23 protein-coding genes are annotated in these 23,370 nt (G+C 70.0%); 6 read left to right on the top strand and 17 right to left on the bottom strand.

The genetic code is table 11. From position 1 onward, the window contains the following. Nucleotides 1–24: 24 nt before the first annotated feature. From K6753_RS12330 to K6753_RS12305, 6 genes are all read right to left on the bottom strand, one after another. Nucleotides 25–459, bottom strand: a complete 435-nt coding sequence (locus K6753_RS12330; protein ID WP_223676761.1) for a DUF1810 domain-containing protein — start codon at nt 457–459, stop codon at nt 25–27. A 32-nt stretch (nt 460–491) separates the two neighbouring features. Then, nucleotides 492–893 carry a GFA family protein gene (locus K6753_RS12325; protein ID WP_223676760.1) on the bottom strand — a complete coding sequence of 134 codons (402 nt, stop codon included), beginning with the start codon at nt 891–893 and terminating at the stop codon, nt 492–494. Nucleotides 894–931: 38 nt separating this feature from the next. Beyond that, nucleotides 932–2,386: an MATE family efflux transporter gene (locus tag K6753_RS12320; RefSeq protein ID WP_223676759.1), complete on the bottom strand. Its 1,455-nt coding sequence runs from the start codon at nt 2,384–2,386 to the stop codon at nt 932–934. A 103-nt stretch (nt 2,387–2,489) separates the two neighbouring features. Then, a complete protein-coding gene (locus tag K6753_RS12315; RefSeq protein ID WP_223676758.1) occupies nt 2,490–3,194 on the bottom strand; it encodes a DUF4386 domain-containing protein in 705 nt (234 codons plus the stop codon). Nucleotides 3,195–3,326: 132 nt separating this feature from the next. Then, nucleotides 3,327–3,713 carry a SpoIIAA family protein gene (locus K6753_RS12310; protein ID WP_223676757.1) on the bottom strand — a complete coding sequence of 129 codons (387 nt, stop codon included), beginning with the start codon at nt 3,711–3,713 and terminating at the stop codon, nt 3,327–3,329. 80 nt (nt 3,714–3,793) lie between these two features. Beyond that, nucleotides 3,794–4,228 (bottom strand): Lrp/AsnC family transcriptional regulator, encoded by a 435-nt coding sequence (locus tag K6753_RS12305; RefSeq protein WP_223676756.1) that lies wholly within the window; start codon nt 4,226–4,228, stop codon nt 3,794–3,796. 98 nt (nt 4,229–4,326) lie between these two features. On the opposite strand from K6753_RS12305, the gene K6753_RS12300 reads away from it, so the two are divergent. Next, complete coding sequence (locus tag K6753_RS12300) at nt 4,327–4,908, top strand: cysteine hydrolase family protein (protein WP_223676755.1); 582 nt, start codon at nt 4,327–4,329, stop codon at nt 4,906–4,908. 57 nt (nt 4,909–4,965) lie between these two features. Here the strand turns inward: K6753_RS12300 and hutU are convergent, their stop codons facing one another. The 3 genes from hutU to K6753_RS12285 form a co-directional block, all read right to left on the bottom strand. Beyond that, on the bottom strand, nt 4,966–6,630 hold the full coding sequence (gene hutU, locus K6753_RS12295) for a urocanate hydratase (protein WP_223676754.1): 1,665 nt from the start codon (nt 6,628–6,630) through the stop codon (nt 4,966–4,968). A 118-nt stretch (nt 6,631–6,748) separates the two neighbouring features. Then, complete coding sequence (locus K6753_RS12290; protein ID WP_223676753.1) at nt 6,749–7,072, bottom strand: hypothetical protein; 324 nt, start codon at nt 7,070–7,072, stop codon at nt 6,749–6,751. A gap of 113 nt (nt 7,073–7,185) precedes the next feature. Beyond that, the gene (locus K6753_RS12285) at nt 7,186–7,716 is read right to left on the bottom strand and encodes a Cif family virulence factor (RefSeq protein WP_223676752.1); all 531 of its coding nucleotides are present in this window, start codon (nt 7,714–7,716) and stop codon (nt 7,186–7,188) included. Between the two features lie 105 nt (nt 7,717–7,821). On the opposite strand from K6753_RS12285, the gene K6753_RS12280 reads away from it, so the two are divergent. The 3 genes from K6753_RS12280 to K6753_RS12270 all read left to right on the top strand — a co-directional run bounded on the left by K6753_RS12280 (nt 7,822) and on the right by K6753_RS12270 (nt 11,357). Next, nucleotides 7,822–9,063, top strand: a complete 1,242-nt coding sequence (locus K6753_RS12280) for an alkaline phosphatase family protein (RefSeq protein ID WP_425492127.1) — start codon at nt 7,822–7,824, stop codon at nt 9,061–9,063. Nucleotides 9,064–9,300: 237 nt separating this feature from the next. Then, nucleotides 9,301–10,839 (top strand): DNA-3-methyladenine glycosylase 2, encoded by a 1,539-nt coding sequence (locus K6753_RS12275; protein ID WP_223676750.1) that lies wholly within the window; start codon nt 9,301–9,303, stop codon nt 10,837–10,839. Then, complete coding sequence (locus tag K6753_RS12270) at nt 10,836–11,357, top strand: methylated-DNA--[protein]-cysteine S-methyltransferase (protein WP_223676749.1); 522 nt, start codon at nt 10,836–10,838, stop codon at nt 11,355–11,357. The genes K6753_RS12275 and K6753_RS12270 overlap by 4 nt, the downstream gene beginning before the upstream one ends. Nucleotides 11,358–11,360: 3 nt before the next feature. Here the strand turns inward: K6753_RS12270 and K6753_RS12265 are convergent, their stop codons facing one another. From K6753_RS12265 to K6753_RS12250, 4 genes are all read right to left on the bottom strand, one after another. Further along, nucleotides 11,361–12,131, bottom strand: coding sequence for a LytR/AlgR family response regulator transcription factor (locus K6753_RS12265; RefSeq protein ID WP_223676748.1), 771 nt, complete (start codon nt 12,129–12,131; stop codon nt 11,361–11,363). Beyond that, complete coding sequence (locus K6753_RS12260) at nt 12,128–13,396, bottom strand: sensor histidine kinase (RefSeq protein ID WP_223676747.1); 1,269 nt, start codon at nt 13,394–13,396, stop codon at nt 12,128–12,130. The genes K6753_RS12265 and K6753_RS12260 overlap by 4 nt, the downstream gene beginning before the upstream one ends. Nucleotides 13,397–13,406: 10 nt before the next feature. Further along, nucleotides 13,407–15,059 (bottom strand): serine hydrolase, encoded by a 1,653-nt coding sequence (locus K6753_RS12255; RefSeq protein WP_223676746.1) that lies wholly within the window; start codon nt 15,057–15,059, stop codon nt 13,407–13,409. A 245-nt stretch (nt 15,060–15,304) separates the two neighbouring features. Then, nucleotides 15,305–16,624 (bottom strand): formimidoylglutamate deiminase, encoded by a 1,320-nt coding sequence (locus K6753_RS12250; RefSeq protein WP_223676745.1) that lies wholly within the window; start codon nt 16,622–16,624, stop codon nt 15,305–15,307. A 74-nt stretch (nt 16,625–16,698) separates the two neighbouring features. Between K6753_RS12250 and hutI the strand changes: the two genes are divergently transcribed. Further along, a complete protein-coding gene (hutI, locus tag K6753_RS12245; protein ID WP_223676744.1) occupies nt 16,699–17,928 on the top strand; it encodes an imidazolonepropionase in 1,230 nt (409 codons plus the stop codon). Nucleotides 17,929–18,024: 96 nt separating this feature from the next. Here the strand turns inward: hutI and K6753_RS12240 are convergent, their stop codons facing one another. Both K6753_RS12240 and K6753_RS12235 read right to left on the bottom strand, forming a co-directional pair. After that, complete coding sequence (locus K6753_RS12240) at nt 18,025–18,213, bottom strand: 30S ribosomal protein THX (RefSeq protein ID WP_223676743.1); 189 nt, start codon at nt 18,211–18,213, stop codon at nt 18,025–18,027. 133 nt (nt 18,214–18,346) lie between these two features. Then, on the bottom strand, nt 18,347–18,754 hold the full coding sequence (locus K6753_RS12235; protein ID WP_223676742.1) for a MerC domain-containing protein: 408 nt from the start codon (nt 18,752–18,754) through the stop codon (nt 18,347–18,349). 79 nt (nt 18,755–18,833) lie between these two features. Between K6753_RS12235 and K6753_RS12230 the strand changes: the two genes are divergently transcribed. Further along, nucleotides 18,834–21,041 (top strand): TonB-dependent receptor, encoded by a 2,208-nt coding sequence (locus K6753_RS12230; protein WP_223676741.1) that lies wholly within the window; start codon nt 18,834–18,836, stop codon nt 21,039–21,041. Nucleotides 21,042–21,330: 289 nt separating this feature from the next. Here the strand turns inward: K6753_RS12230 and K6753_RS12225 are convergent, their stop codons facing one another. Next, nucleotides 21,331–21,810 (bottom strand): transcriptional repressor, encoded by a 480-nt coding sequence (locus tag K6753_RS12225; protein ID WP_223676740.1) that lies wholly within the window; start codon nt 21,808–21,810, stop codon nt 21,331–21,333. Between the two features lie 9 nt (nt 21,811–21,819). Further along, complete coding sequence (gene gltX, locus K6753_RS12220) at nt 21,820–23,226, bottom strand: glutamate--tRNA ligase (RefSeq protein ID WP_223676739.1); 1,407 nt, start codon at nt 23,224–23,226, stop codon at nt 21,820–21,822. Between the last annotated feature and the right edge of the window lie 144 nt (nt 23,227–23,370).

Below are 23,370 nucleotides of genomic sequence, written 5' to 3'. Positions count from 1 at the left end.
GGTATCGCTTTGGCTCCACCCCTCCTACGGACGGCGCGCATCCAGCAGCTCCAGCGTCCGGGCGCACGGTTCGTCATCGAATTTCGAGGCGAGCACCGCGCGGAAACACGGGTCACCGCCCGCCGCCTCGAACAGCGTCATGCATGAGCGCAGCTTGAGATCGTCCGGCGAGCCGAACAGGTCGTGCACGGACACGGTCGACGCCGCCACCACGTCGCTGCACTCACGCAGCCGGGCGCCCAGCACCGGATGCGCCAGGTAGGCGCGCGCCTCATCCAGCCCGGTGATGCCGAAGCGCCTGGACATGGCGCTATGGCCCAGCCCCACCAGTTGCGGAAAGACGAACCACATCCAGTGCGTGCGCTTTCTGCCAGCATGCAGCTCGGCCAGGGCCTGGGCATACGTCCCGGCCTGCGCCTGGATGAAGCGGTCCAGGTCGAACGGGTCGTCGGAATCCATCGCCCCTCCTGCCTTCGCGGAACTGCCGCGCGTCAAAGATGCGATGTGAATTCCGGTGCGGAATCCCAACGGTCATGCATCCCGTCGACGTACTTGATCGGAATGTTCGATAACGTCGCCTCGTCCACGCCCTCCAGGCAGCCGATGTTGATGCCGTACATCGTGCCGATCGGTGTGTCGTTGCCGAGGCCGAATACCCGTACGCCGCAGTGCCGGCAGAAGTAGTGGTGGTTGCGCATCCCGGCGAACACGTAACGGGTCAGTTCGTCCTCTCCGGCCACGATGCGAACGTCTTCGGGCGGCGCCACCGCCGGCCAGAAACGGACGCGTCGGCAGATCGAGCAATTGCAGCGGTAGCTGGGTTGCGTGAGGTCCAGGTCGGCGTCGACGGCAACGCGGCCGCAGTGGCAACTCGCGCGATAGGTCTTTTTCATGGTGCCTCCATGGAGTGTTGGAACAGGTCGCGGCGGCGCTACACCTGCACGGTCTTCCAGCGCCCACGGGTAAACAGCCACAGCGTGAACAGCCCGACCGCGGTCTCGGAGACGAACACGCCCCAGAACACGCCGGTCTGCTGCCAGCCCAGTTGCAGCGCCAGCCACCAGCACAACGGGATCTGGATCAGCCAGAAGAACACCGCGTTGATCTTGGTCGGCGTCACCGTGTCGCCGGCGCCGTTGAACGCCTGCACGGTGACCATCCACCAGCCGTAGACGAAGAACGAATACGACAGGATCCGCAGCCATTCGGCCCCGACATCAACTACGGCGGTGTCGTCGGTGAACAGGCCCACCAGCTCGCGCGGCAGCAGGAAGAATGCGATCGACACGGCCACGAGGTACGCCATGTTGTACCAGCCGATCCGCCATACCGATGCCTCGGCGCGGCCCGGCTCGTTGGCTCCGAGGTTCTGCCCGACCAGCGTCGCAGCCGCGTTGGACATGCCCCACGCCGGCATCATCGTGAACATCATGATGCGGATGGCAATGGTCGCACCGGCGACGGCCTCGCTGCCGATGCTGGCCAGGATGCGCATCAGGAATATCCAAGAGGTCATCGCGACGATCATCTGCCCCACCCCGCCCAGCGAGGTGCGCACGATGTGCCACAGCGCCGCGCCCTGCAGCGCCAGGTGCGTCCCGAGCACGCGGATGTGCTTGCCGCCGCGGAAGAGGATCCAGAGCTGCATCAGCACGCCCACGCCGCGGCCGATGTTGGTGGCGATGGCGGCACCCTCGATGCCCATCGCCGGCACCGGCCCCCAGCCGAAGATCAGCAGCGGGTCCAGCACGATGTTCAGGCCGTTGGCGACCCACAGCACGCGCATCGCGACGGCCGCATCGCCGGCGCCGCGGAACACCGCGTTGATCACGAACAGCAGCATGATCACGACGTTGCCGCCCAGCATCCACTGCATGTACGGCACGCCGTGGGTGAGCGTCCACGCGTCCGCGCCCATCAGCGCGAGCAGTTCGCGCGCCCACACGATGCCGATGACCGCGACCGGCACCGACACCAGCACCGCCAGCCACACCGCCTGCGCGGCCGTCACCGCCGCCTCCTCATGACGGTGCTCGCCAATGCGGCGCGCGACCAGCGCGGTGACGCCCATCGCCAGACCGATCGCGATCGAGTACAGCAGGAACAGGTAGCTCTCGGTCAGCCCGACCGTCGCCACCGCCGACGCCCCGAGCTTGCCGACGAAGAAGATGTCGACCACCGCGAAGGTCGACTCCAGCGCCAGCTCCAGCACCATCGGCACCGCCAGCAGGAACACCGCGCGGCGCAACGGGATTGTCGTGTAGTCCGCGCCGGTGCCGCGGACGGCGGCGCGCAGTTCAGACCAGAGGGAGTGGGATTCCGCCCTCGCGGCAGTGGCCGGTGCGACGGCGGATGGCTCGGGGCTGGCGTTGGGATCGGTGCTCATCGGGTATCCGCTAACGGGCCGCAGGGCATGGTACGGCGGCCTCCGCCGCACCGTGTACACCGGTACGACGGGCGAGCATGCGGGCTTTCGACAGTCAGTGCGCCTACGGCAGTTGCCGGGCATCCACGCCCTTCACCAGCAGCCACAGCGCCAACGACAGCTCCGCGACCAGGCACGGCAGCAGGATCCACGGGAACAGGCGCGCGCCCAGCGCGGGCGACAGGAAGCCGGCGAAGCTGTTGACGATGTAGCAGACGCCGGCCAGCACCATCAGCAGGCCCAGCAGCCGCGGCAGGAACCGCGAGCGGGCGATCAACGTGCCGATCGCGATGCAGAACCCGCCAAAGAACACCAGCCCCATGCCGAAACCGTTGGCGAACAGCCGCGCGGGCGCGTAAGCCATCGCCTGCACGTGCGCGGCCGGCAGCACGGCCAGCGCCGGGTCGCCCAGTACGCGCAGCGGCGCCAGCAGCTGCAGGAGGCTGGAGGCCTCCACCGCGATCCCGACCAGGTTCAGGCACAGGGCGAGCAGCGCCAGGCCCGGCCCGACGCGGCGCAGCAGGTCGTAGAGGATCACCGACACCACGACGGCGCACGCGAGGTACGCCAGGTGCACGGTGAAGCCGAGCCGGTACAGCCCTTCGTTCTGGAGGACGTTCGCCGCGGTGGCGGCCGGATCCCCGGGAACGATCAGGGCCCCGCGGACGAATGCTTCGGCGAACAGGCCACCGACGATGATGGCCAGGTACAGCGCGCCTGCCCAACGCGCAGCGAGCTGCGGCGGCATATCGACGATGCGCGTGGACATGGGTTCACCGCTGGCAATGGCGACGCTTGCACTCTGGGCGTGTGCGCACGTGGCGGCGCCTGCCGGAAGTCACCGGGCGCTGGGCGGGCGGGGTCAAGCGTCTGGGCGCTTCGCCGCAAGAGAACCAGATGGTCAGCCGTCCTTCGGTTCAATGGGCGTGGATGCCCATGCCAAGGCCTGCGCGTGCTCGGCGCCGGGGAACACCCGCATGTCGATGCGCGGGAAGAACGCCGACCAGAACCGCACCAGCCCGGTCAGCCAGTCACTGTCGGTGACCACCGCGCCGCGGGCGAAACGATGCCACTCGCCCAGCTTGCGGACCGAATACGCGACATCCTTGCCGAACGCCGCGGGCGTCATGCCGCTCATCGCCCGCATGTCGAAGTACATTGCAATGCGCTCGTGTTCGGCCAGGCGCGACTCGAGCGCGGCAACCACAGCCTCGTGGCCGTCCTCGGTGAGCTTGCCTTCGACCCGGAAGGCCGCAACGTGCGGCGGTGCCGTCAGTTCGATGATCATGGCAGGGCTCCAGGCGGGGGACGGCTGCCATTGGAACGGGCGCGACATTAAGCAACGGTCAACACCGCCCCGAGGCTGTCCTAACGGCGGTCGAGCGTCGTTCGCAGCACGGGCACGGTGGTGACGTCGTCCACTCCCTTGAGGGCAATGACGCGCTCGCGCAGGTCGGCCAGCACGGTCGGGGTGTCGGCCTGCACGAGCACCATGAGATCGGTATCGCCGGCGACGCTGTGGCACAACTGCACCTGGGGCAGCGCCGCCAGTGACGGCATCACGTCGTCGCAACTGAAGCCGTCGGCGTACCGGAGCAGCAGCCACGCCTGCAACGGGTCGCCGCCCTGGCCCAGCCGCACCGTGTAGCGTTCGATGACACCCGAATCCTCGAGCCGCGCGATGCGCTCCTGCACGGTGCTGCGCGACAGGCCGACGGCCTTGGCCAACGCGACGGTGGACAGCCGCGCATTGTCCTGCAGCAGGGCGATCAACGTGCGGTCGGTGGCATCGAGGGCTTTCATCGGATCCGGCGGAATGGCGGCGCGGCCGGCATTGTGCCGGGTTGAGACCGGCGCGCGCGAACACGCATCGTGGTGGCCCACCCGATGGAGCCACCCACATGACGTTCGACTTCGACGCGCGTACCGCGCTGATCCCAATCGACGTACAGGCCGCGTTCGACCTTACGGCCAGCAGCAACCCGGCGATGGAAAGCAACGGCCTACGACTGCTCGAGGCCTGGCGTACCGCCCGCCTGCCGCTGGTGCACGTACGCCATGACTCGATCAAGCCCGGGTCGCCGTTCGCGCCCGGCCTTCCCGGCAACGCGTTGCGCCAGGGTTACACGCCACGCGGCGACGAGCCGCTGGTTACGAAGACCGTCAATGCCGCCTTCATCGGCACCGACCTGGACCTGCGCCTGCGCAGGCTGGGAATCGAGCAAGTGGTGCTGTTCGGCCTGACCACCGACATGTGCGTATCCACCTCCGCACGCATGGCCGCCAACCTCGGTTACCGCACGGTGGTCGTCGGCGACGCGACGGCGTGTTACGACCTGGTCGATGCCGACGGGAGGAACGTACCGGCGGCCGACCTGCATCGCGCGCACCTGGCGACACTGCACGCGGAGTTCGCCAGGGTGACCAGCACCGCGGCCGTGGTGGCCGCGCTTACCCCGCAGCACGCGGCGCGCATAGCCTGAGGGCGGCACCCCCGCCTTCCCGCGCGGCCTCTGCGGCGCGGGGAGGACGAGGGCAGGTCAGATCATCGGCAGCTTCAACCCCTGCTCCTTCGCGCACTCGATGGCGATCTCGTAGCCTGCATCGGCATGCCGCATGACGCCGGTGGCGGGGTCGTTCCACAGCACGCGGGCGATGCGCTTGTCCGCCTCTTTGCTGCCGTCGCAGACGATGACCACACCGCTGTGCTGGCTGTAGCCCATGCCGACACCGCCGCCGTGGTGCAGGCTGACCCAGGTGGCGCCGCCGGCGACGTTGAGCATTGCGTTGAGCAGCGGCCAGTCGGACACGGCGTCGCTGCCGTCCTTCATGGCTTCGGTTTCGCGGTTGGGCGAGGCGACGCTGCCGCTGTCGAGGTGGTCGCGGCCGATCACCACTGGCGCCTTGAGCTCGCCGTTGCGCACCATCTCGTTGAACGCCAGGCCGAGCTTGTGGCGCTGGCCCAGGCCCACCCAGCAGATGCGCGCCGGCAGGCCCTGGAAGTCGATGCGCTCGCGCGCCATGTCCAGCCAGTTGTGCAGGGCGGCATCGTCGGGGATCAGCTCCTTGACCTTGGCGTCGGTCTTGTAGATGTCCTCGGGGTCACCCGACAGCGCGACCCAGCGGAACGGGCCGATGCCACGGCAGAACAGCGGCCGCACGTAGGCAGGCACGAACCCCGGGAAGTCGAACGCGTCCGCACAGCCCTTGTCCTTGGCCATCTGGCGGATGTTGTTGCCGTAGTCGAACGTCGGGATGCCCTGGCGGTGGAAGGCGAGCATCGCTTCCACGTGCAGGCGCATGGACGCCTTGGCGGCATCGCGCACGCGCTCGGGCTCGGCCTGCTGCTCGGCCAGCCACTGCTCCACCGACCAGCCGGCCGGCAGGTAGCCGTGCACGGGGTCGTGGGCGCTGGTCTGGTCAGTGACGGCATCGGGCTTGACGCCGCGGCGCACCAGCTCGGGCAGCACCTCGGCGGCATTGCCCAGCAGGGCGATCGACCTGGCCTCGCCGGCCTGCGTGTACTTCTCGATGCGCGCGAGCGCGTCGTCGAGGTCGGTGGCCTGCTCGTCGACGTAGCGGGTCTTGAGGCGGAAATCGATGCGGCTCTGCTGGCATTCGATGTTGAGGCTGCAGGCGCCGGCAAGGCTCGCGGCCAGCGGCTGCGCGCCGCCCATGCCGCCCAGGCCCGCGGTCAGGATCCACTTGCCCTTGAGGTTGCCACCGTAGTGCTGGCGGCCCATCTCCACGAACGTCTCGTAGGTGCCCTGCACGATCCCTTGGCTGCCGATGTAGATCCAGCTGCCCGCGGTCATCTGGCCGTACATCATCAGGCCCTTGCGATCGAGCTCGTGGAAGTGCTCCCACGTCGCCCATGCCGGCACCAGGTTGGAATTGGCGATCAACACGCGCGGCGCATCGCTGTGCGTCGGGAACACACCGACCGGCTTGCCCGACTGCACCAGCAGGGTCTCGTCGTCGCCCAGCGTCTTCAGCGTCGACAGGATGGCGTCATAGCTCTCCCAGTCACGCGCCGCGCGGCCGATGCCGCCGTACACCACCAGGTCCTCCGGACGCTCGGCCACGTCCGGGTCGAGGTTGTTCTGCAGCATCCGGAACGGCGCCTCGGTCAGCCAGGACTTGCAGCTGAGTTCGGTGCCGCGCGGTGCGCGGACGGTACGGGAGGGATCGTGGCGGGTGGACATGGGACAGGCCCTGCGGTGGAAGCGAAGGCCGGGATTATCGCAGGGGGGCCAACCCTGTAGGAGCCGGAACGAAAACGCCCGGCGTAGCCGGGCGTCCATTCACTGCATGGACGGGTCGTCAGTAGATCGACGGATCCAGCCGGCGCAGGGCATCGGCAATGTCGACCTCGCCCGTGCGCTCGATATCGCTTCGACTGAAGACGCGGCCGTTCGCGACCACGCAGTCCTTGCCCTTCTCGCGCATGGCACGGGTCTGGATGTGCGTGCCCGTATATCGCATGCAATTGCGGTCGGCATCCTCCTGCAGCGCTGCTTCGGACTGCAGTCGCGCCTCGGTGTGGGCATCGGCGCTGGTCTGGGCCGGTGGATTGGCCGATACGCCGAATGCGACCGCGCCGAGCACGCTGGCGGCCAGCAGGCGTTTCATCATCATGGGGCTCATGGCGTCACCTCGTGGGGTTGGGGACAGAGCGGCAGGCGCCGCCTGCGCCCCCCACGATACGCCGATCGATCGGCCGCGTCCGGCAGGCTCCGGGAGGCGCGTTCACTACGGCGTCAGCCGCGCGGACACGTCTCGCTGCGGCCAGCATGGAAGGCCGCCACCTCCTCCGGCGTGGCCGGCCGCGGGGCGATGCCATCGTCGAACAGCACCCGCCACACCCCGTCCCCGCCGCGGTGCCAGACCGAGGTGAACGCGCCGATGCGGTGCGGCCCGTCGGCGGCCGGGTCGACCGACTCGTACAACGCCGGGCCGCTGGACCATGCGATGTCGGGTTCGCCACCGATCACGGTGTGCGTCGGGTACCAGGACAGGCGCACACGGGTGCCATTGATCAGCCCCAGCCAGTCGGAGGTGACCGTGTCCCGGCCGCGGCTGGTGCCCGGGCGGCTCACCCCGAAGGCAGCAGCCTCGTGCAGGTGCGCGGCGAACGCCGCGGCATCGCGGTCGGCGACCGATCGGGCGAAGCTGAGCTCGCGCGCCCAGACTTCACACTCGGCCGCGGTCAGCTCGGGTGCCGGCGGTGCCGGCTGCGCCGACACCGGCAAGGCCAGCAGGGTGGCAACCGCAAGGACGACAGTGCGCATGGTCGGGGCTCCGGAAGGTTGCCGGCACTATCGGCAAAGCCCGCCGCGGCGGCCAGCGACTAAAGTCATCCCGCAACAACCGTCCGTCAGAATGACCGCATGCGAATGATCCCCACGGCCGCGACGGCCCTGCTCGCCCTGCTCCTGTCCGCCTGTGCGACATCGCGGCACGATTCATCGTCAGCCGCCGCCGACCCGGCCCCGGTGCTGCTGGTGTCACTGGATGGCTTCCATCCCCGCTACCTCGGCCAGGGACGCACGCCCACCGTCGATGCGCTGGCCGACGGCGGCGTGCGGGCCGAATGGATGACGCCGTCGTATCCGTCGCTGACCTTCCCCAACCACTACACGCTGGTGACCGGGCTGCGGCCCGACCGTCACGGCGTCGTCCACAACACCATGTGGGACGAGGCGCTGGGCGGCTTCAAGCTGAGCGACCGCGAAGCCGTGGGCGAAAGCCGCTGGTGGGGCGGCGAGCCGCTGTGGGTGACGGCCGAACGCGCCGGCCTGCCGACCGCGACGCTGTCGTGGCCCGGCAGCGAGGCCGCCGTCGCCGGTGTGCGACCGACGCGCTGGCACGCGTTCGACGACACCCGCCCCATCGATACCCGCGTCGACATGGTGCTGGGCTGGCTCAAGGAGCCGGCGGCGACGCGGCCGCGCCTGGCCACGCTGTATTTCGAGCACCTGGACCACGCTGCGCATTCGCATGGCCCCGACTCGCCCGAGGCGCTGGCCGAGGTTGCGCGGCTGGATGCGGCGCTGGGCCGTCTGATGGATGGGCTGCGTGACGCGGGCCTCGACGACGCCGTCAATATCGTGGTGACGTCCGACCACGGCATGGCGACGGTGCGACCGGGCCAGGTGGGGATCGTGGAGGACATGGTCGACGAGGCCGACGCGCGCCTGGTGACCACCGGCCAATCGGTCGGCTTCACCCCGCTGCCGGGCCGCACCGCGCAGGCCGAAGCGCAACTGCTCGGTCGCCACGACCACTACGAATGCTGGCGCAAGGGCGAACTGCCGGCGCGCTGGCACTACGGCACGCATCCACGGGTGCCCGCCATCGTCTGCCAGATGGACGAGGGTTGGGACGCGATCAAGCGCGACTGGGCGGGCAACCGGCCATCGCACGCCCGCGGTTCGCACGGCTTCGATCCGGCGCTGCCCTCGATGCGCGCCCTGTTCATCGCGCACGGGCCGGCGTTCCGTCCGGGCACCGTGTTGTCGCCGATCGAGAACGTGGACGTGTATCCGCTGCTGGCGCGCCTGGTGGGCGTGCCGGCGGCACCCAACGATGGCGACGCGGAAGCTTTGCTGCCCGCGCTGAGTGCGACGAGCCCGTGACCTTTGTAGGAGCGACGTAAGTCGCGACCGAGCTCCACGACTTGGAGAGGTCGCGACTTACGTCGCTCCTACAGCCCCTATTGCTGGTCTAGGAGCGGCTTCAGCCGCGATGCCTTTCTCGCGCCTGATCAGGCATCCGATCGCGGCTGAAGCCGCTCCTACAGGTGCACGCCGGCCGCCCACATTGATGTCCGATTCCGGCGAGTCGATGCCGCAGCCCGGTGCTAGCCTGCATGCATGGTTGCCGTCTCCGCCCCCGTCGATACCGCCGCCCAGCCGCTGCCGGACCGGTTGATCTGCGACCAGGCGCGGCTGAGCCGCGATGCGCGTTTCGACGGCCTGTTCTTCACGGCCGTGCGGAGCACCGGCATCTACTGCCGCCCCGTCTGCCCCGCGCCGGCGCCCAAGCGTGAAAACGTCACCTACTACCACCACGCTGCCGCGGCCGAGGCAGCCGGGTTCCGCCCGTGCCTGCGCTGCCGTCCGGAACTGGCCCCGGGCGATGGCACGTGGCGACGCGGCGATGCCACCGTCGCGCGCGCGCTCAAGCTGATCGACGAAGGCGTGCTGGTCGAGCAGCCCGTGGCGGCGCTGGCCGAACGCGTGCACCTGGGCGAGCGGCAACTGCGGCGCCTGTTCGTCGAGCGACTGGGCGCGCCGCCGCTGGGCGTCCACGCCACACGACGGCTGCTGTTCGCCAAGCAGCTGCTGACCGAGACCGCGATGCCGATCACCGACGTGGCGATGGCCGCCGGCTTCGGCAGCCTGCGGCGCTTCAACACCACCTTCAAGGACGCCTACCGGATGGCGCCGCGCGAGCTGCGCCGGCAACCGCGCGAGGCCGTGGGCGAGACGCTGGTGCTGCGGCTGGGGTACCGGCCGCCATACGACCTGGCCGCGATGCTCGACTTCCTGCGCGGCCGCGCCCTGCCCGGCGTGGAGGTGGTCGACGAACAGGGCTACGCGCGCGTGCTGGCACCCGAGGCGCCCGGCCATGCCGCGGGCTGGCTGCGCGTGGGCGCGTGGCCCGGTGGCGAGCACGCGCTGCGATTGGAGCTGCATGGCACCTCACCGGCTCGCCTGCTGCCGGTGGTCAACCGGCTGCGGCGGATGTTCGACCTGGATGCCGATCCCGATGCGATCGGCCGCGCGCTTGCGGTGGACCCCGGCCTGCGTCCGTTGCTGCAGGCGCGTCCGGGCCTGCGACTGCCCAGCGGCTGGGACGGCTTCGAAATTGCGGTACGCGCCATCCTCGGCCAGCAGGTCAGCGTGGCGGCGGCGCGCACGCTGGCCACCCGCCTGGCGCACCGCTTTGGCACGCCACTGGACGCGGCGCCCGCGCCCGGCCTGACGCACCTGTTCCCGACGCCCGATGCGCTGGTCGATGCCGACCTCGGCGCGATCGGCCTGACGCGCGCGCGCGCCGACACCGTGCGGACCGTCGCCGCGGCGCTGCTCGACGGGCGCGTCGATTTCCGCGCCGAGCGCACGCTGGAGGACTTTGCCGCGCGCTGGGTCGCGCTGCCCGGCATCGGCCCGTGGACCGCGCAGTACATCGCGATGCGCGCGCTCGGCCATCCCGATGCGTTTCCCGCCGAGGACCTGGTGCTCCAGAAGGCCCTGCCGGGCGACGGCAGCCGGCTGACGGCCCGGGCGCTGGCCGCACGGGCGGAGGCCTGGCGACCCTGGCGCGCGTACGCCGTGATCCACCTGTGGCGCGGCGCGGCGCTGGCCGCGCCCGCACCCTGCCCACCCCGCAAGAGGGCAACGACATGAGCACCACCTGGACCCACATCGACAGCCCGGTCGGCCCGCTGCTGCTCGCCGCCGATGATGCCGGCCTGCGCGCCATCGAATTCCGCGACAACCGGCATCCGGTCAAGCGCGACGGCGACTGGCAGGCCGGCACGCATCCGGTGATCGACAACGCCGCCGCACAACTGCGCGAATACTTCGCCGGCACCCGCCGCACGTTCGACCTGCCGCTGGCGCCGCGGGGCACCGCGTTCCAGCGTGCGGTGTGGGACGCACTCGACGCGATCCCGTACGGCGAAACGTGGAGCTACGCGCAACTGGCCCGGCGCATCGGCAATCCCGCCGCCATGCGCGCGGTGGGCGCAGCCAATGGTCGCAACCCGCTGCCCATCGTGCGGCCGTGCCATCGCGTGATCGGGGCCGACGGCGCGCTCACGGGGTTTGGCGGCGGGCTGCCGACCAAGCGTTTCCTGCTGGAACTCGAGGGCGCACTGCCCAAAGCCGGCGTCGCCGCAACCGACCTGTTCGCGACGGCCTGACCGTTACATCCCCCGGAAGCGGTGCAGGAACGCGCCGCTGACCGGCAGCGATTTGCTGCGTCCGCGCAGGCACAGGTGCCACTTGCCCAGCTCGTCCTTGCGCACGCGGTCGATGGCCGCCACGCGCACCACCACGCCGCGGTGCACCTGCCAGAACGTGTCCGGGTCCAGCCCCGAGAGCAGGTCCTTGAGTGGCGTGCGGATCACCGCTTCGGCTTCGTCCGTCACCACGCGCACGTACTTGTCCTGCGCCTGGAAATACAGCACCTCGTCGATGCCGATCATGCGCACGCTGTCGCCGACGCTGGCACTGATCCAGCGCACCTGGCGATCCCCGCGCGGGCGCAGCGCGGCTTCGAGTTCGTCGACGCGTGCCTGCAGGTCGCCGTCGCCGTTGTTCGCGGCCAGCCGCTCGCGCAGGCGGCCCACGGCCCGCGCCAGGTGCACCGGCTGCACCGGCTTGAGCAAATAGTCCACGGCGCCGGCCTCGAACGCGCGGATCGCGTATTCGTCGTAGGCGGTGGTGAACACCACCAGCCCGCCGGCAGCGACCACAGCGCGCGCCACGTCCAGGCCGCTGACGCCGGGCATGCGGATGTCCAGAAAGGCCACCGCCGGTCGCAGCTCGGCCACGGCCTGCAACGCGGCTACGCCATCTTCGCAGGCCGTCACCGATTGCAGCTCCGGCCAGGCGTCGGCCAGCATCGACAACAGCGCGGCGCGCTGCGGCGCTTCGTCTTCGGCGACGATGGCAACAAGCCCGCTGGACGTCATGCGTGTCGCGCTCCATCCGGTTCGACCGTCGTTTCCGGCGCTTCAAGCGGCAAGCGGATCTCCGCCTCCACACCCTGCCCCGGCGTGCTGCGCATGTGCAGCGCCGCGCGGCCGCCGTAGCGTTCTAGCAGCTGCTCGCGCACGTTGGCCAGCCCGACGCCGCTGCCCAGGCCGGGCTGCAGGCCGACGCCGTCGTCGATCACCGTGACGTTGAGGTGGTCGGCATCCTCCAGCGCACGCACGACGACGCGGCCCGGGCCGGGCTTGGGCTCGATGCCGTGCTTGATGGCGTTCTCCACCAGCGTGATGAGCAGCAGCGGCGGGTACGGCCGGGCGCGTAAGGCCTCGTCGGCCTCGATCGCGTACGACAGCCGCCCGCCCATGCGCAGCCGCATCAACTCCAGGTAGCTCGTGCAGATGTCCAGCTGCTGGCCGAGCGTGGAATGCACCAGCCCGTCGCCGTCGTCGCGCAGCTGCGGAATGGTGGAGCGCAGGTGGTCCACCAGCGCGTCCAGCGTGGCCTCGGCCTGCGCCGGGTCCTGGCGCACCAGCGCGCGCACCGAGGCCAGCGTGTTGAACAGGAAGTGCGGTTCGACCTGCGCCTGCAGCACGCCCAGGCGCAGGTCGCTGTGTTGCTTTGCCTCGCGCAGCTGCGCGACTTCCTGCGCGTGGTGGTTGTCCAGCCAGCGTCGCTGCTCGCTGAAGTAGGCCCGCAATGCCAGGCCACCGCCGAACAACCCGTAGACCACCACCAGGAAGACCAGGTTGATGGTGAGCGCGACGGCGCGTTCGGCCATCGGCACCTCGTCGGCGATCGCGGGAAGGGGTTGGCCGTTGCTGCGGTAGGCGGCTTCGACCACCTGCTCCACATACGACGACGCCCAGAAGTCGGCCACGAAGCTCACGCCGATGCCGACCAGCACCGCCAGCACGACGCCACGGCGTTCCTTCACCGCAGGCCAGCGCCGGTAGCGCACCCATGTCGCCAGCGCCGGCCCGGCCGTGGCCATCAGCGTGAACGCCGCCAGCAGGTGCAGGCCCGCCAGCGCACCCACGCCATAGTCCCGCGTCGAGAAACCCACGCCGAACGCGGTGACCGCAGCGAACACCGCGATGACCGACGCGAACAGCAGCGTCCGCCCGCGCAGCCACGGGCCGCTGAACACCGGGAACTGGCGGTAGCGGCTCCAGACCGTGTTGCCGCCGATGAGTACGTCGGGCGGCAGCGAGCGGTCGAGCGGGTAAGACGGCGGCGCGGCATTCATCGGCATCGCCCTAGCGTCGCGCACCGCGCAGGATCTGGCCACCCTGGTGCAGCGCAAGCGCGGTGACCTCGCCGGCGTCGTCGCGCTCGAAGCGGATCTCGATGCCGTATTCGGCGGCTTCGAAGACGTCGGCCGCCACCGGCGCCAGCGGGAACGCGCCCTGCCCCGTGGCCTGCGCGAACAGGGTGTCGCCCTGTACGCGTACCTCCAGTGCCATCGATGGCATCAGCGGGTACGTGCCGGCGTATTCACCCAGCTGCGCGGGCGCCAGTGCAGGCGCCGAAGCCAACGCCGCCGTGGCATCCGCCTCGACCCGCCGGGCCGCCAATACGCCGCCGCCCTGGTGCCAGGTGAAGCGGTAGGCGCCATCGGCACTCTGTTGCGGCCGCAGCAGCGCATCGAACGCCAGCGGGTAGAAGTCACCGGCGTCGTCGTAGCCCAGTTCGAAGGCCGGTTGCCGGGGCGCCTGGATCTCAAGCGCGTCGTCCTTTCGTCGGACCTCCATGCGCGGCCCGCCCTGCAACTGCCAGGTGCCCACCAGCGCATCGAGCAGGTCCACCGGCGCCTGCGTCGCCTTGCGCGGCGCGCCCAGCGGAACGCGCTGGTCAAGCAGGTGCAGGCCGAGGCTGCCGAGCCCGCCAACCGAGGTCAGCGCCGTGTCCGACAGCACCACCGCGCCGCGATTGCGTTCGGTATCGAAGGCGACGAAGGAGGAGAACCCGCCGGTGCCGCCCTCGTGCGCGTGCACCGTGCGGCCCTCGAGCGGTGCGAGCATCCAGTTCATCGCCATCGGTTGGCCCGACGCGGTTTCGACCGGCTGGCGGGTGCGCTCGAGCGCGGCATCCAGCGCTGACGGGCGCTGCCCGAGGTGGGCCTGCACGTAATGGACCATGTCGTCGAGCGTCGCCCGCACGCCACCGACGCCCGCCAGGGCGGGGTCAAAGTGCCAGGCACCCGTCGCTTGCGCGTTGGGCGTGTGGCCAGTGGCGGTGCGCACGCCGGCAGGCGGGTCGGACAGGTGCGCGCCGTCCATCGCCAGTGGCGTGAACACGCGCTCGCGCAGCAGTGCGTCCATGCCTTCGCCGGCACGGCGCGCAACGGCGTACGAGAGCAGCATCGAGGCGTAGTTGGAGTATTCGAATCCGGTGCCCGGCGCACGGTCCAGCGTGACGTCCGACAACGCGGCCAGCAGGTCCTGGGGCGTCAGCTTCGCGTACGGATCGGCCATGTCGTTGACCAGCCCGCCCGGCGGCAGGGCCGGCAGGCCACTGGTATGCGTCACGACGTGGCGCAGCAGGATCGGCGCGCCTTCGAACTCCGGAACGGCCGTGCCTTCGGGGAGATAGTCGGCCAGCGGATCGTCCAGGTCGGCCTTGCCGCGCTCGATGAGGTCGGCCAGCAGCGTGGAGGTCATCGTCTTGGTGACCGAGCCGATCTCGAAGGCACTGTGGGCGCCGATGCGGGGCGAGCCGTCGGCGGCGGCGCAGGTGAAGCTGCGTGCGACCGCACCGTCGATCACCGCCACGGCGAAGCACGCGCCGGTGCGGTCGCCGTGCAGGCGCTTGGCGACGATGGCGTCGAGCTCGGCATCGGTCATGGCGTGGGCGGGCAGCGCGAATGTGGCGGCAACCGCGAGGGCGAGGGGGCGGAGGACACGGTGCACGGCAGGCTCCTGATACGGATGGAGCCTGAAGCCTGGCGGGTCGCATCGCGGCTTGCCGGGCCTTGCGACGGAGGGGCCGCTGGCCGCGACGAACCCGGTCTTCGGCGACGCGAGATCGTATGTCGCCACGCGGACCCCGCCCCCCACACCACACGGCACCCTGTAGGAGCGGCTTCAGCCGCGATCGGAGCCTCGCGCTCGCCGGCAGATTGGATCGCGGCTGAAGCCGCTCCTACAAAGGCACGTCAGTCTGCGAGCAGGCGCGCCATCGCTACGCGGTAGCGCTGCGCAACGTCGTCGGATGCCCGGTGGCGGCCACCCTCGACGACGCACTGCCCGTCCACCCACACCCGGTCCACGAGCGCCCGGTTGCCGCTGAACATCCAGCGGTCGATCGAATCGCCGTCGTCGGCCCCGGCCATCACCGGCGAATCCACCGATAGCGAGAACGCATCGGCCGGCCGTCCATCGCGCACGCTGTCGGTGGTGTGGCCCGTCGATGCGGCGGCACTGGCCAGCACGCCGCCCAGCAGGGTTTCGCCCACGCTGCGGACCTGCGGCGACGTCGCGATGTTGCGGCGACGCGTCGCCAGCCGCTGCCCGTATTCCAGCCAGCGCAGCTCCTCCACCGGGCTCACCGAGATGTGCGAATCCGAACCGATGCCCCACGCGCCGCCGGCGTCCAGGTAGTCGCGCAGCCGGAACAGGCCGTCGCCGAGGTTGGCCTCGGTGGTCGGGCAGATTGCCACCGTCGCACCGCTGCGCGCGGTGGCTGCGACTTCGGCGTCGTCCAGGTGCGTGGCATGGACCAAGGTCCAGCGCGCGTCGACGTCGGCGTGGTCCAGCAGCCACTGCACCGGTCGGACGCCGCGCACCGCGACACAGTCGTCGACCTCGCCGGTCTGCTCGGCGATGTGGATGTGGATGCGGCTGTCGGATGGCAGCGCGGCCAGCACGGCGGTCATGGCATCGTGCGGCACGGCGCGCAGGCTGTGCAGCGCGCAACCGATGCGCAGGGTGTCGTCTTGCTCGGCACGCAACGTCTCGAGCAGGCGCAGGTAGCCGTCGATGTCGTGGCCGAACCGGCGCTGACGCTCGCCGAGCGCACGGCCGTCGAAACCGCCGGTCATGTAGAGCACCGGCAGCAGGGTCAGGCGGATGCAGGTTTCGCGTGCGGCGTCGATGAGCGCGCGCGACATGGCGGCCGGGTCGTCGTACGGCCGGCCGTCGGGGGCGTGGTGCAGGTAGTGGAACTCGCAGACGCTGGTGTAGCCGGCTTCCAGCATCTCCACGTACAGCTGCGCGGCAACGGCGCGCAGCGTGTCGGGGTCGAACCGGCCGGCGAAGCGGTACATGGTTTCCCGCCACGTCCAGAAACTGTCCTGGTCGCTGTCACCGCGGCGCTCAGCCATGCCGGCCATGGCGCGCTGGAAGGCGTGCGAATGCAGGTTGGCGATGCCGGGCAGAAGTCGCGTGCCGGCAGGCAGGCCGTGCGGTGCGTCGACGGACAGGGGTTGCCAGCCATGGGCCGGCTGCCAGAGACGGGGGGCGGTCGAAGTCTGCATGCGGGGATTATGGCCACTTGCGGCCAGTTATCGCCGCCGGCAGCCGCCCTGCCCCGCCCGCCTACAATGCGCGGATGAGCAACGGACACGACAAGCAGTGGGATGGGATCGTCATTGGCGCGTCCCTGGCGACGCTCGATGGGGACAGCGGCTATGGCGATATCGCCGATGGCGCGCTGGCCTGGCGCGACGGCGTGATTACGCACGTCGGGCCTCGCGACGCGCTTCCGGGCACGCCTGAGTCGCTGGCACGCGAGGTCATCGAGGCCACCGGCTGGATCACACCCGGCCTGGTCGATTGCCACACGCACCTGGTGTTCGCGGGCGACCGCGCGCGCGAGTTCGAGATGCGCCTGCAGGGCGAAAGTTACGAGGCCATCGCCCGCGCCGGCGGCGGCATCCTGTCGACGGTACGTGCGGTGCGCGCCGCCAGCGAGGTCGAACTGCTGGCGCAGTCCTTGCCGCGGGCCCGTGCGCTGGCGACCGATGGCGCCACAACGGTCGAGATCAAGTCGGGCTACGGGCTGGACCTTGCGAACGAGCGCAAGATGCTGCGCGTGGCGCGCCAGGTCGGCGAGGCCCTGGGGATCGAAGTCCGCACCACGTACCTGGCGGCGCACGCGCTGCCTCCGGAGTTCGAAGGCCGCGCGGATGACTACATCGACGCGGTGATCGAATGGCTGCCACAGCTCCACGCCGAGGGCCTGGTCGATGCGGTTGACGCGTTCTGCGAGGGCATCGGGTTTTCGCCGGCGCAGACACGACGGGTGTTCGATGCCGCGCGGGCGCTCGACCTGCCGGTGAAGCTGCACGCCGACCAGCTCAGCGACCTCGGCGGCGCGGCGCTGGTGGCCGAGTACGCCGGGTTGTCGGCCGACCACGTCGAACACACCTCCAGCGACGGCGTGCGCGCGATGGCAGGACGCGGCGCGGTCGCCGTGCTGCTGCCCGGCGCGTTCCACGTGCTGCGCGAGACGAAGCTGCCGCCGCTGGACGCGTTCCGCGGCCAGGGCGTGCCCATGGCGGTGGCCACCGACTGCAACCCCGGCACGTCCCCACTGCTGTCGCTGCGCCAAGCGATGCAGCTCGCCTGCACGCACTTCCGCCTGACACCGGAAGAAGCCCTGCGCGGCACCACCGTCCACGCGGCGCGCGCACTCGGACTGCAGGATCGCGGCGCGCTGCGCGTCGGCATGCGCGCCGACTTCGTGCAGTGGCGCGTCGGCCACCCGTCCGAACTCTGCTATTGGCTGGGCGGCGACCTGTGCGACTCCGTGCGCGTTGCGGGCACGCGCGTCGCCTGACACGGCGCGCGCCAGTCGCGTGCGCCCGCCCCAACGAAAAAGCCCCGCACTGGCGGGGCTTTTCGATCGAAGCGTCGCAACGGTGCGCGGGGGCGCTCAGTCCTTGGCGACGGTCTTCTTGGTGACCTTCTTGGCCGGCGCCTTGGCGACGGACTTGGTGGTCTTCTTGGCAACCGGGGCAGCTGCAGCGCCGGTGGCCTTGGTGGTGGCACCAGCGGTGCGGACGTTGCCGTAGCTGGAGTTGAAACGCTTGCCCTTGGCGGTCTTGCGGTCGCCCTTACCCATGGTGCTGCTCCTGAATCCGTAAAGTGAAAAACCGCGCCGATCGGCGCGGAATCCTGCGAGGTGGTCGCATTATAAGGCCGCGCCGGGGGCGCGAGCGGCCGCAGAGGCTATCACAGCGGGCGCGTCGCGCCGTTCAGCCCCGTCCCGTCGCCGCGTGGGTCAGGCGCAGGTTGACCAGGTGCGCCAGCGCCAGCAGCACGCCCCCCACCACCATCATCACCAGGTGGGTCAGCGAGTGGTTGTGCAGCGGCGTGAACGAAGCCGCCCACACCATCGCCAGGCCCGGCACCAGCAGCGCCCATGCGTGGAAGCCGCGGTGCCGGCGGTAGCCCAGCGTCAACGTGGTGGCCCCCAGCAGGGTGGCGAACACCACGAACGCCTGGTCGAAGTCGATCCAGCCGCCCAGTTTCAGTCCGAACGCGGGCGCCAAGGCCAGCACCAGCGGCAGCAACGCGCAGTGGATCGCGCACAGGAACGAGGCAGCCAGGCCGACGCGGTCGGCCGTGGCGAGCGCAGCCGGGGCGGTCTGGGTTGCGGGCATGACTTTGGGGGGGTGCGGGTCCATTTGAAACAATATAACATTTCGTTTCTTGCCGTCGCCAGTGTACCCGACGTACGTGATGAAACCTTCGACCCTGCGCCGCACTCCGCTCTTCCTCGCCCTGCTTGCCCTGTCGCCCGCCCTCTGGGCACAGGAGGACCCGCGCCACACCGAGGCGACCGACCTGGATGCGATCGTCGTCCGCGCCAACCCGCTGGCCCGAACCGCCGAGGACCTGACCCGGCCGGTGGATGTGCTGGCCGGCGAGCAGCTCGACGCCGCCAAGGCCAACTCCCTGGGCGAGACCGTCAACAAGCTGCCGGGCGTGCAGTCGTCGTACTTCGGGCCGGGCGTGGGCCGGCCGATCATCCGCGGCTTCGACGGCGCCCGCGTGCAGGTGCTGAGCGACGGGCTGGGGTCGGGCGACGTGTCCACTGTCAGTGTCGACCACGCCGTCAGCATCGAGCCGTTCCTGGCCAACCAGATCGAGGTGCTCAAGGGCCCGGCCACGCTGCTGTACGGCAGCGGCGCGATTGGTGGCGCCGTCAACGTCATCGACGGGCGCATCCCCGAGGCCGTCACCGCGCAGCCGCTGGAAGGCCGCGCCGAGCTGCGGGCCGGCAGCGTCAACGACGAGCGTACCGGCATGGTCCGCCTGGACGGCACGGCCGAAGCCGGCAGCGGCAACGTGGTGTTCCACTTCGACGCCCTGCACCGCGAGACCGGCGACTACGACATCCCCGGCTACGCCGAAAACGCAGCCGCGCATGGCGACGAAGAGCACGAAGATGAGGACGACCATGAGGAGCACGAGGAAGAACTCGGTGCCTTCGGGGTCCTGCCCAACAGCGCCATCCGCACCGATGCCGCCGGGCTCGGTGTGTCCTGGGTTGGCGACCGCGGCTTCGTCGGTGTGGGCTACAGCCTGTTCAACAGTCGCTACGGCGTGCCGGGCCACAGCCATGCGCATGAGGACGGGCACGCAGGCGAAGAAGAGGACCACCACGAGCACGACCACGAGGAGGAAGGCCATGGCGAGGAGGCTGTCCGCATCGTCATGGACCAGCGCCGCACCGAGCTGCGCGGCGGTCTGGACGACCTGGGCGCATTCGAATCGCTGCGCGTGAAACTGGCCAACACCCAGTACACCCACACCGAGTTCGAGGGCGACGAGGTCGGTACGGTCTTCGACAATGACAGCACCGAGGCACGCGTGGAGCTGGTGCACCAGCCGCTGGCCGGCTGGAACGGCGCGCTCGGGGTGCAGTGGTCGCAGCGCGACTTCCTGGCCATTGGCGAGGAAGCCTTCGTCCCCGGCTCGAACTCGCGCGACGCCGGCGTGTTCTGGATTGGCGACCGAACGTTCGGGCCGTTGACCGCCGAACTGGGCGCCCGGCACGACCGAAACCGCATGGACATCGCCGACGGCGCGATCGGCCCGGACCGCGACTTCGACACCACGAGCCTGTCGGGCGCGCTGCGCTGGGACCTCAACCCGGACCTGCACCTGTCGCTGGGCCTGGATCGCGCGCAGCGCTCACCGACCGCCGAGGAGCTGTTCTCCAACGGCTTCCACGTCGCCACCGGCAGTGTCGAACTGGGTACGCCGGACCTGGGCGTGGAGACCGCCAACCGCGCCGAGCTGGGCCTGCACTGGCACAGCGGCCCGCTGCGGTTGAGCGCGTCGGTCTACCACGCGCGTTTCAACGACTACGTCTACCTGGCCGACACGGGCATCGACGACGGCGGCCCGGTCCGGCTGTGGACGCAGGACGACGCCACGTTCAACGGCGCGGAAGCCGAGGCCGACTGGACGTTCGCCGAGAATGCCACCGGCACCTGGGCGGTGCGCGTATTCGGCGACGTGGTGCGCGGCGATCTCGACGGCAACGGCACGCGCGAAGTCGCCATCGCCGTGCCGCACGGTGACCACAGCCACGACTACACCGCCGAGCTGTCACGCAGCGGGAACCTGCCGCGCATCGTGCCGTCGCGCGTCGGTGGCGAGCTGCGCTGGGCATCGGGCGCGTGGCGTGCCTCACTCGGTGCGGTGCGCTACGCACGCCAGGTCGACGTGGCCGCGTTCGAGACCGAAACGCCCGGCTACACCCTCGTCGACGCCCACTTGGCCTGGCATGTCGACACCGCGGGTGGCAATGCGTGGGAAGTGTTCCTGGACGGCAGCAACCTGCTGGACGAGGAGGCGCGGCCGCATACGTCGTTCCTCAAGGACCTGGCGCCGCTGCCGGGCCGTGGCGTGGCGTTCGGGGTTCGGGCGTTCTTCTGACGCCTGCCTGCACGCTGAGCGCTTCGAAGGAGCCCGCCACCTGGCGGGCTTCTTCGTTCTGGGCGCGCAGCCGGTGTCTCGGTGCACCTGTAGGAGCGGCTTCAGCCGCGATCGCATGTGCCGGACACACACGGACTCTGTAGAAGCGACGTAAGTCGCGTCCGGCATGTATTCGAAGTGGCGCGGGTCGCGACTTACGTCGCTCCTACAAGAGGCGATGGATCACGGCGGGAAAAAGCTCGCGGCTGAAGCCGCTCCTACAGAAGCAGACCTGTCGTCCGGCGTCTCTTCAGCCCGTCGCCGCACAGCGCGCACAAAGCCCATGCACTTCCAGCGTTTGCGCCTGCGGCACGAAGCCCAGCGCGCGGGCGCGGCGGTCGAGCGAGGCGACGATCTGCTCGTCTTCAAGCTCGGTCGCCGACTGGCAGCGGTCGCAGATCAGGAACGGCACGGCGTGCGGCTCGGACGCCGGGTGGTGGCATCCGACGAACGCGTTGACCGATGCCAGCTTGTGGATGAAGCCGTGCTCGAGCAGGAACTCCAGCGCGCGGTACACCGTCGGCGGGGCCGCAGCGTCGTGCGTGGCCTTCATCAGGTCCAGCAGTTCGTAGGCCTTCAGCGGACGCTCGGCATCGGCGATCAGGCGCAATGCATTGGCGCGGATCGGGGTCAGGCGCAGGCCGCGCTGCTGGCACACGCGTTCGACCTCGCCCACGTACGCGTCGGCGTCGTGGACGTGGTGCTTCGGATCGGTGCAGGCGTGGCCCATGGCCCTGATCTAGGCCCCGGCCGGCACTTTTGCAAGCGCGGCGTCGATCCGGGCCAGCGCCTCGTCACGGCCGGCCAGATACACGGTGTAGCTGATGTCGGGGCTGACCTGGGTGCCGGTGATGGCTACGCGCAGTGGTTGCGCGACCTTGCCCATGCCCAGCTCCAGCGCGGCGGCGGTGTCGTGCAGCGCCGTGCTGATTGCGTCGACAGTCCACTCGCCGAGCGCGGCGAGGCGCTCACGCGCATCGGCCAGCGGGGCGCGCGCCGCCGGCTTGAGGTGCTTGGCGACGGCGGCCTCGTCGTACTCGACCAGCGGGCCGAACCACACGGCGGCGCGTTCGGCCATTTCCTTGAGTGTCTGCACGCGGTCGCGCAGCGCCAGCACGATGTCGGCCGGTGCCGGCCCCTTGGCGAGGTCGTACCCCGCCTCGCGCAGGTGCCATTCCAGGTGCCGGGCGACGTCTCCGGGCGCGTCGCCCTTGAGGTACTGCTGGTTGAGCCAGCCGAGCTTGGCCGGGTCCAGGCGCGCCGCCTTGGCGTTGACGTCCTTGAGGTCGAACAGCGACTGCAGTTCGGCGATGGAGAAGATTTCCTGGTCGCCGTGCGACCAGCCAAGGCGTGCCAGGTAGTTGAGCAGCGCGTGCGGCAGGTAGCCCATGTCGCGGTACTGCATGACGTCGGCCGCGCCGGTGCGCTTGGACAGCTTGGCGCCCTCGGGATCCAGGATCATCGGCAGGTGCGCGAAGTGCGGCACCGCCGCGCCGAGTGCCTTGTAGATGTTGATCTGGCGCGGCGTATTGTTGACGTGGTCGTCGCCGCGCACCACGTCGGTGATGCCCATGTCCAGGTCGTCGACCACCACGGCGAAGTTGTAGGTCGCGTAGCCGTCGGAACGGAAGATCACCAGGTCGTCGAGTTCGCTGTTGGCGATCTCGATGCGGCCCTTGACCTTGTCGTCCCACACCACCGTGCCATCGAGCGGGTTCCGGAAGCGGATGACCCGGTTGGGGTCGTCGCGGTACGGCAGGTTGGCATCGCGCGCAGCGCCGCTGTAACGCGGCTTGTCGCCCTTTGCCATCGCGGCCTCGCGCATCGCCTCCAGCTCGTCCTTGGTCTCGTAGGCGTAGTACGCATGGCCGCTGGCGACCAGCTGCTCGGCGACCTCGCGGTACCGGTCGAACCGGTGGGTCTGGTAGATCGGGCCTTCGTCATAGTCCAGGCCCAGCCAGTCCATCGCCTGCAGAATCGCGTCGATGGCGGCCTGCGTGCTGCGCTCGCGGTCGGTGTCCTCGATGCGCAGGATGAACTGCCCGCCGCGGCGGCGCGCCTCCAGCCAGCAGTACAGCGCGGTGCGCGCGCCGCCGATGTGCAGGTAACCGGTGGGGCTGGGGGCGAAGCGGGTGCGGCAGGTCATGCATGCAGGCTCGGGGCGGACAAGCCCGGCATTTTACCGGGCCGGACCGGCTCCTGTAGGAGCGGCTTCAGCCGCGATGGGATCTCCAAGTCCTTGTAGGAGCGGCTTCAGCCGCGATCACCATTCCGGCGCCCCGTGGAAACG

The organism is Novilysobacter selenitireducens (genome assembly GCF_020026895.1).
Taxonomy (GTDB): domain Bacteria; phylum Pseudomonadota; class Gammaproteobacteria; order Xanthomonadales; family Xanthomonadaceae; genus Lysobacter_C; species Lysobacter_C selenitireducens.
The sequence above is the reverse complement of the archived record's forward strand: the minus strand, read 5'-3'. Positions and strand labels throughout refer to the sequence as shown.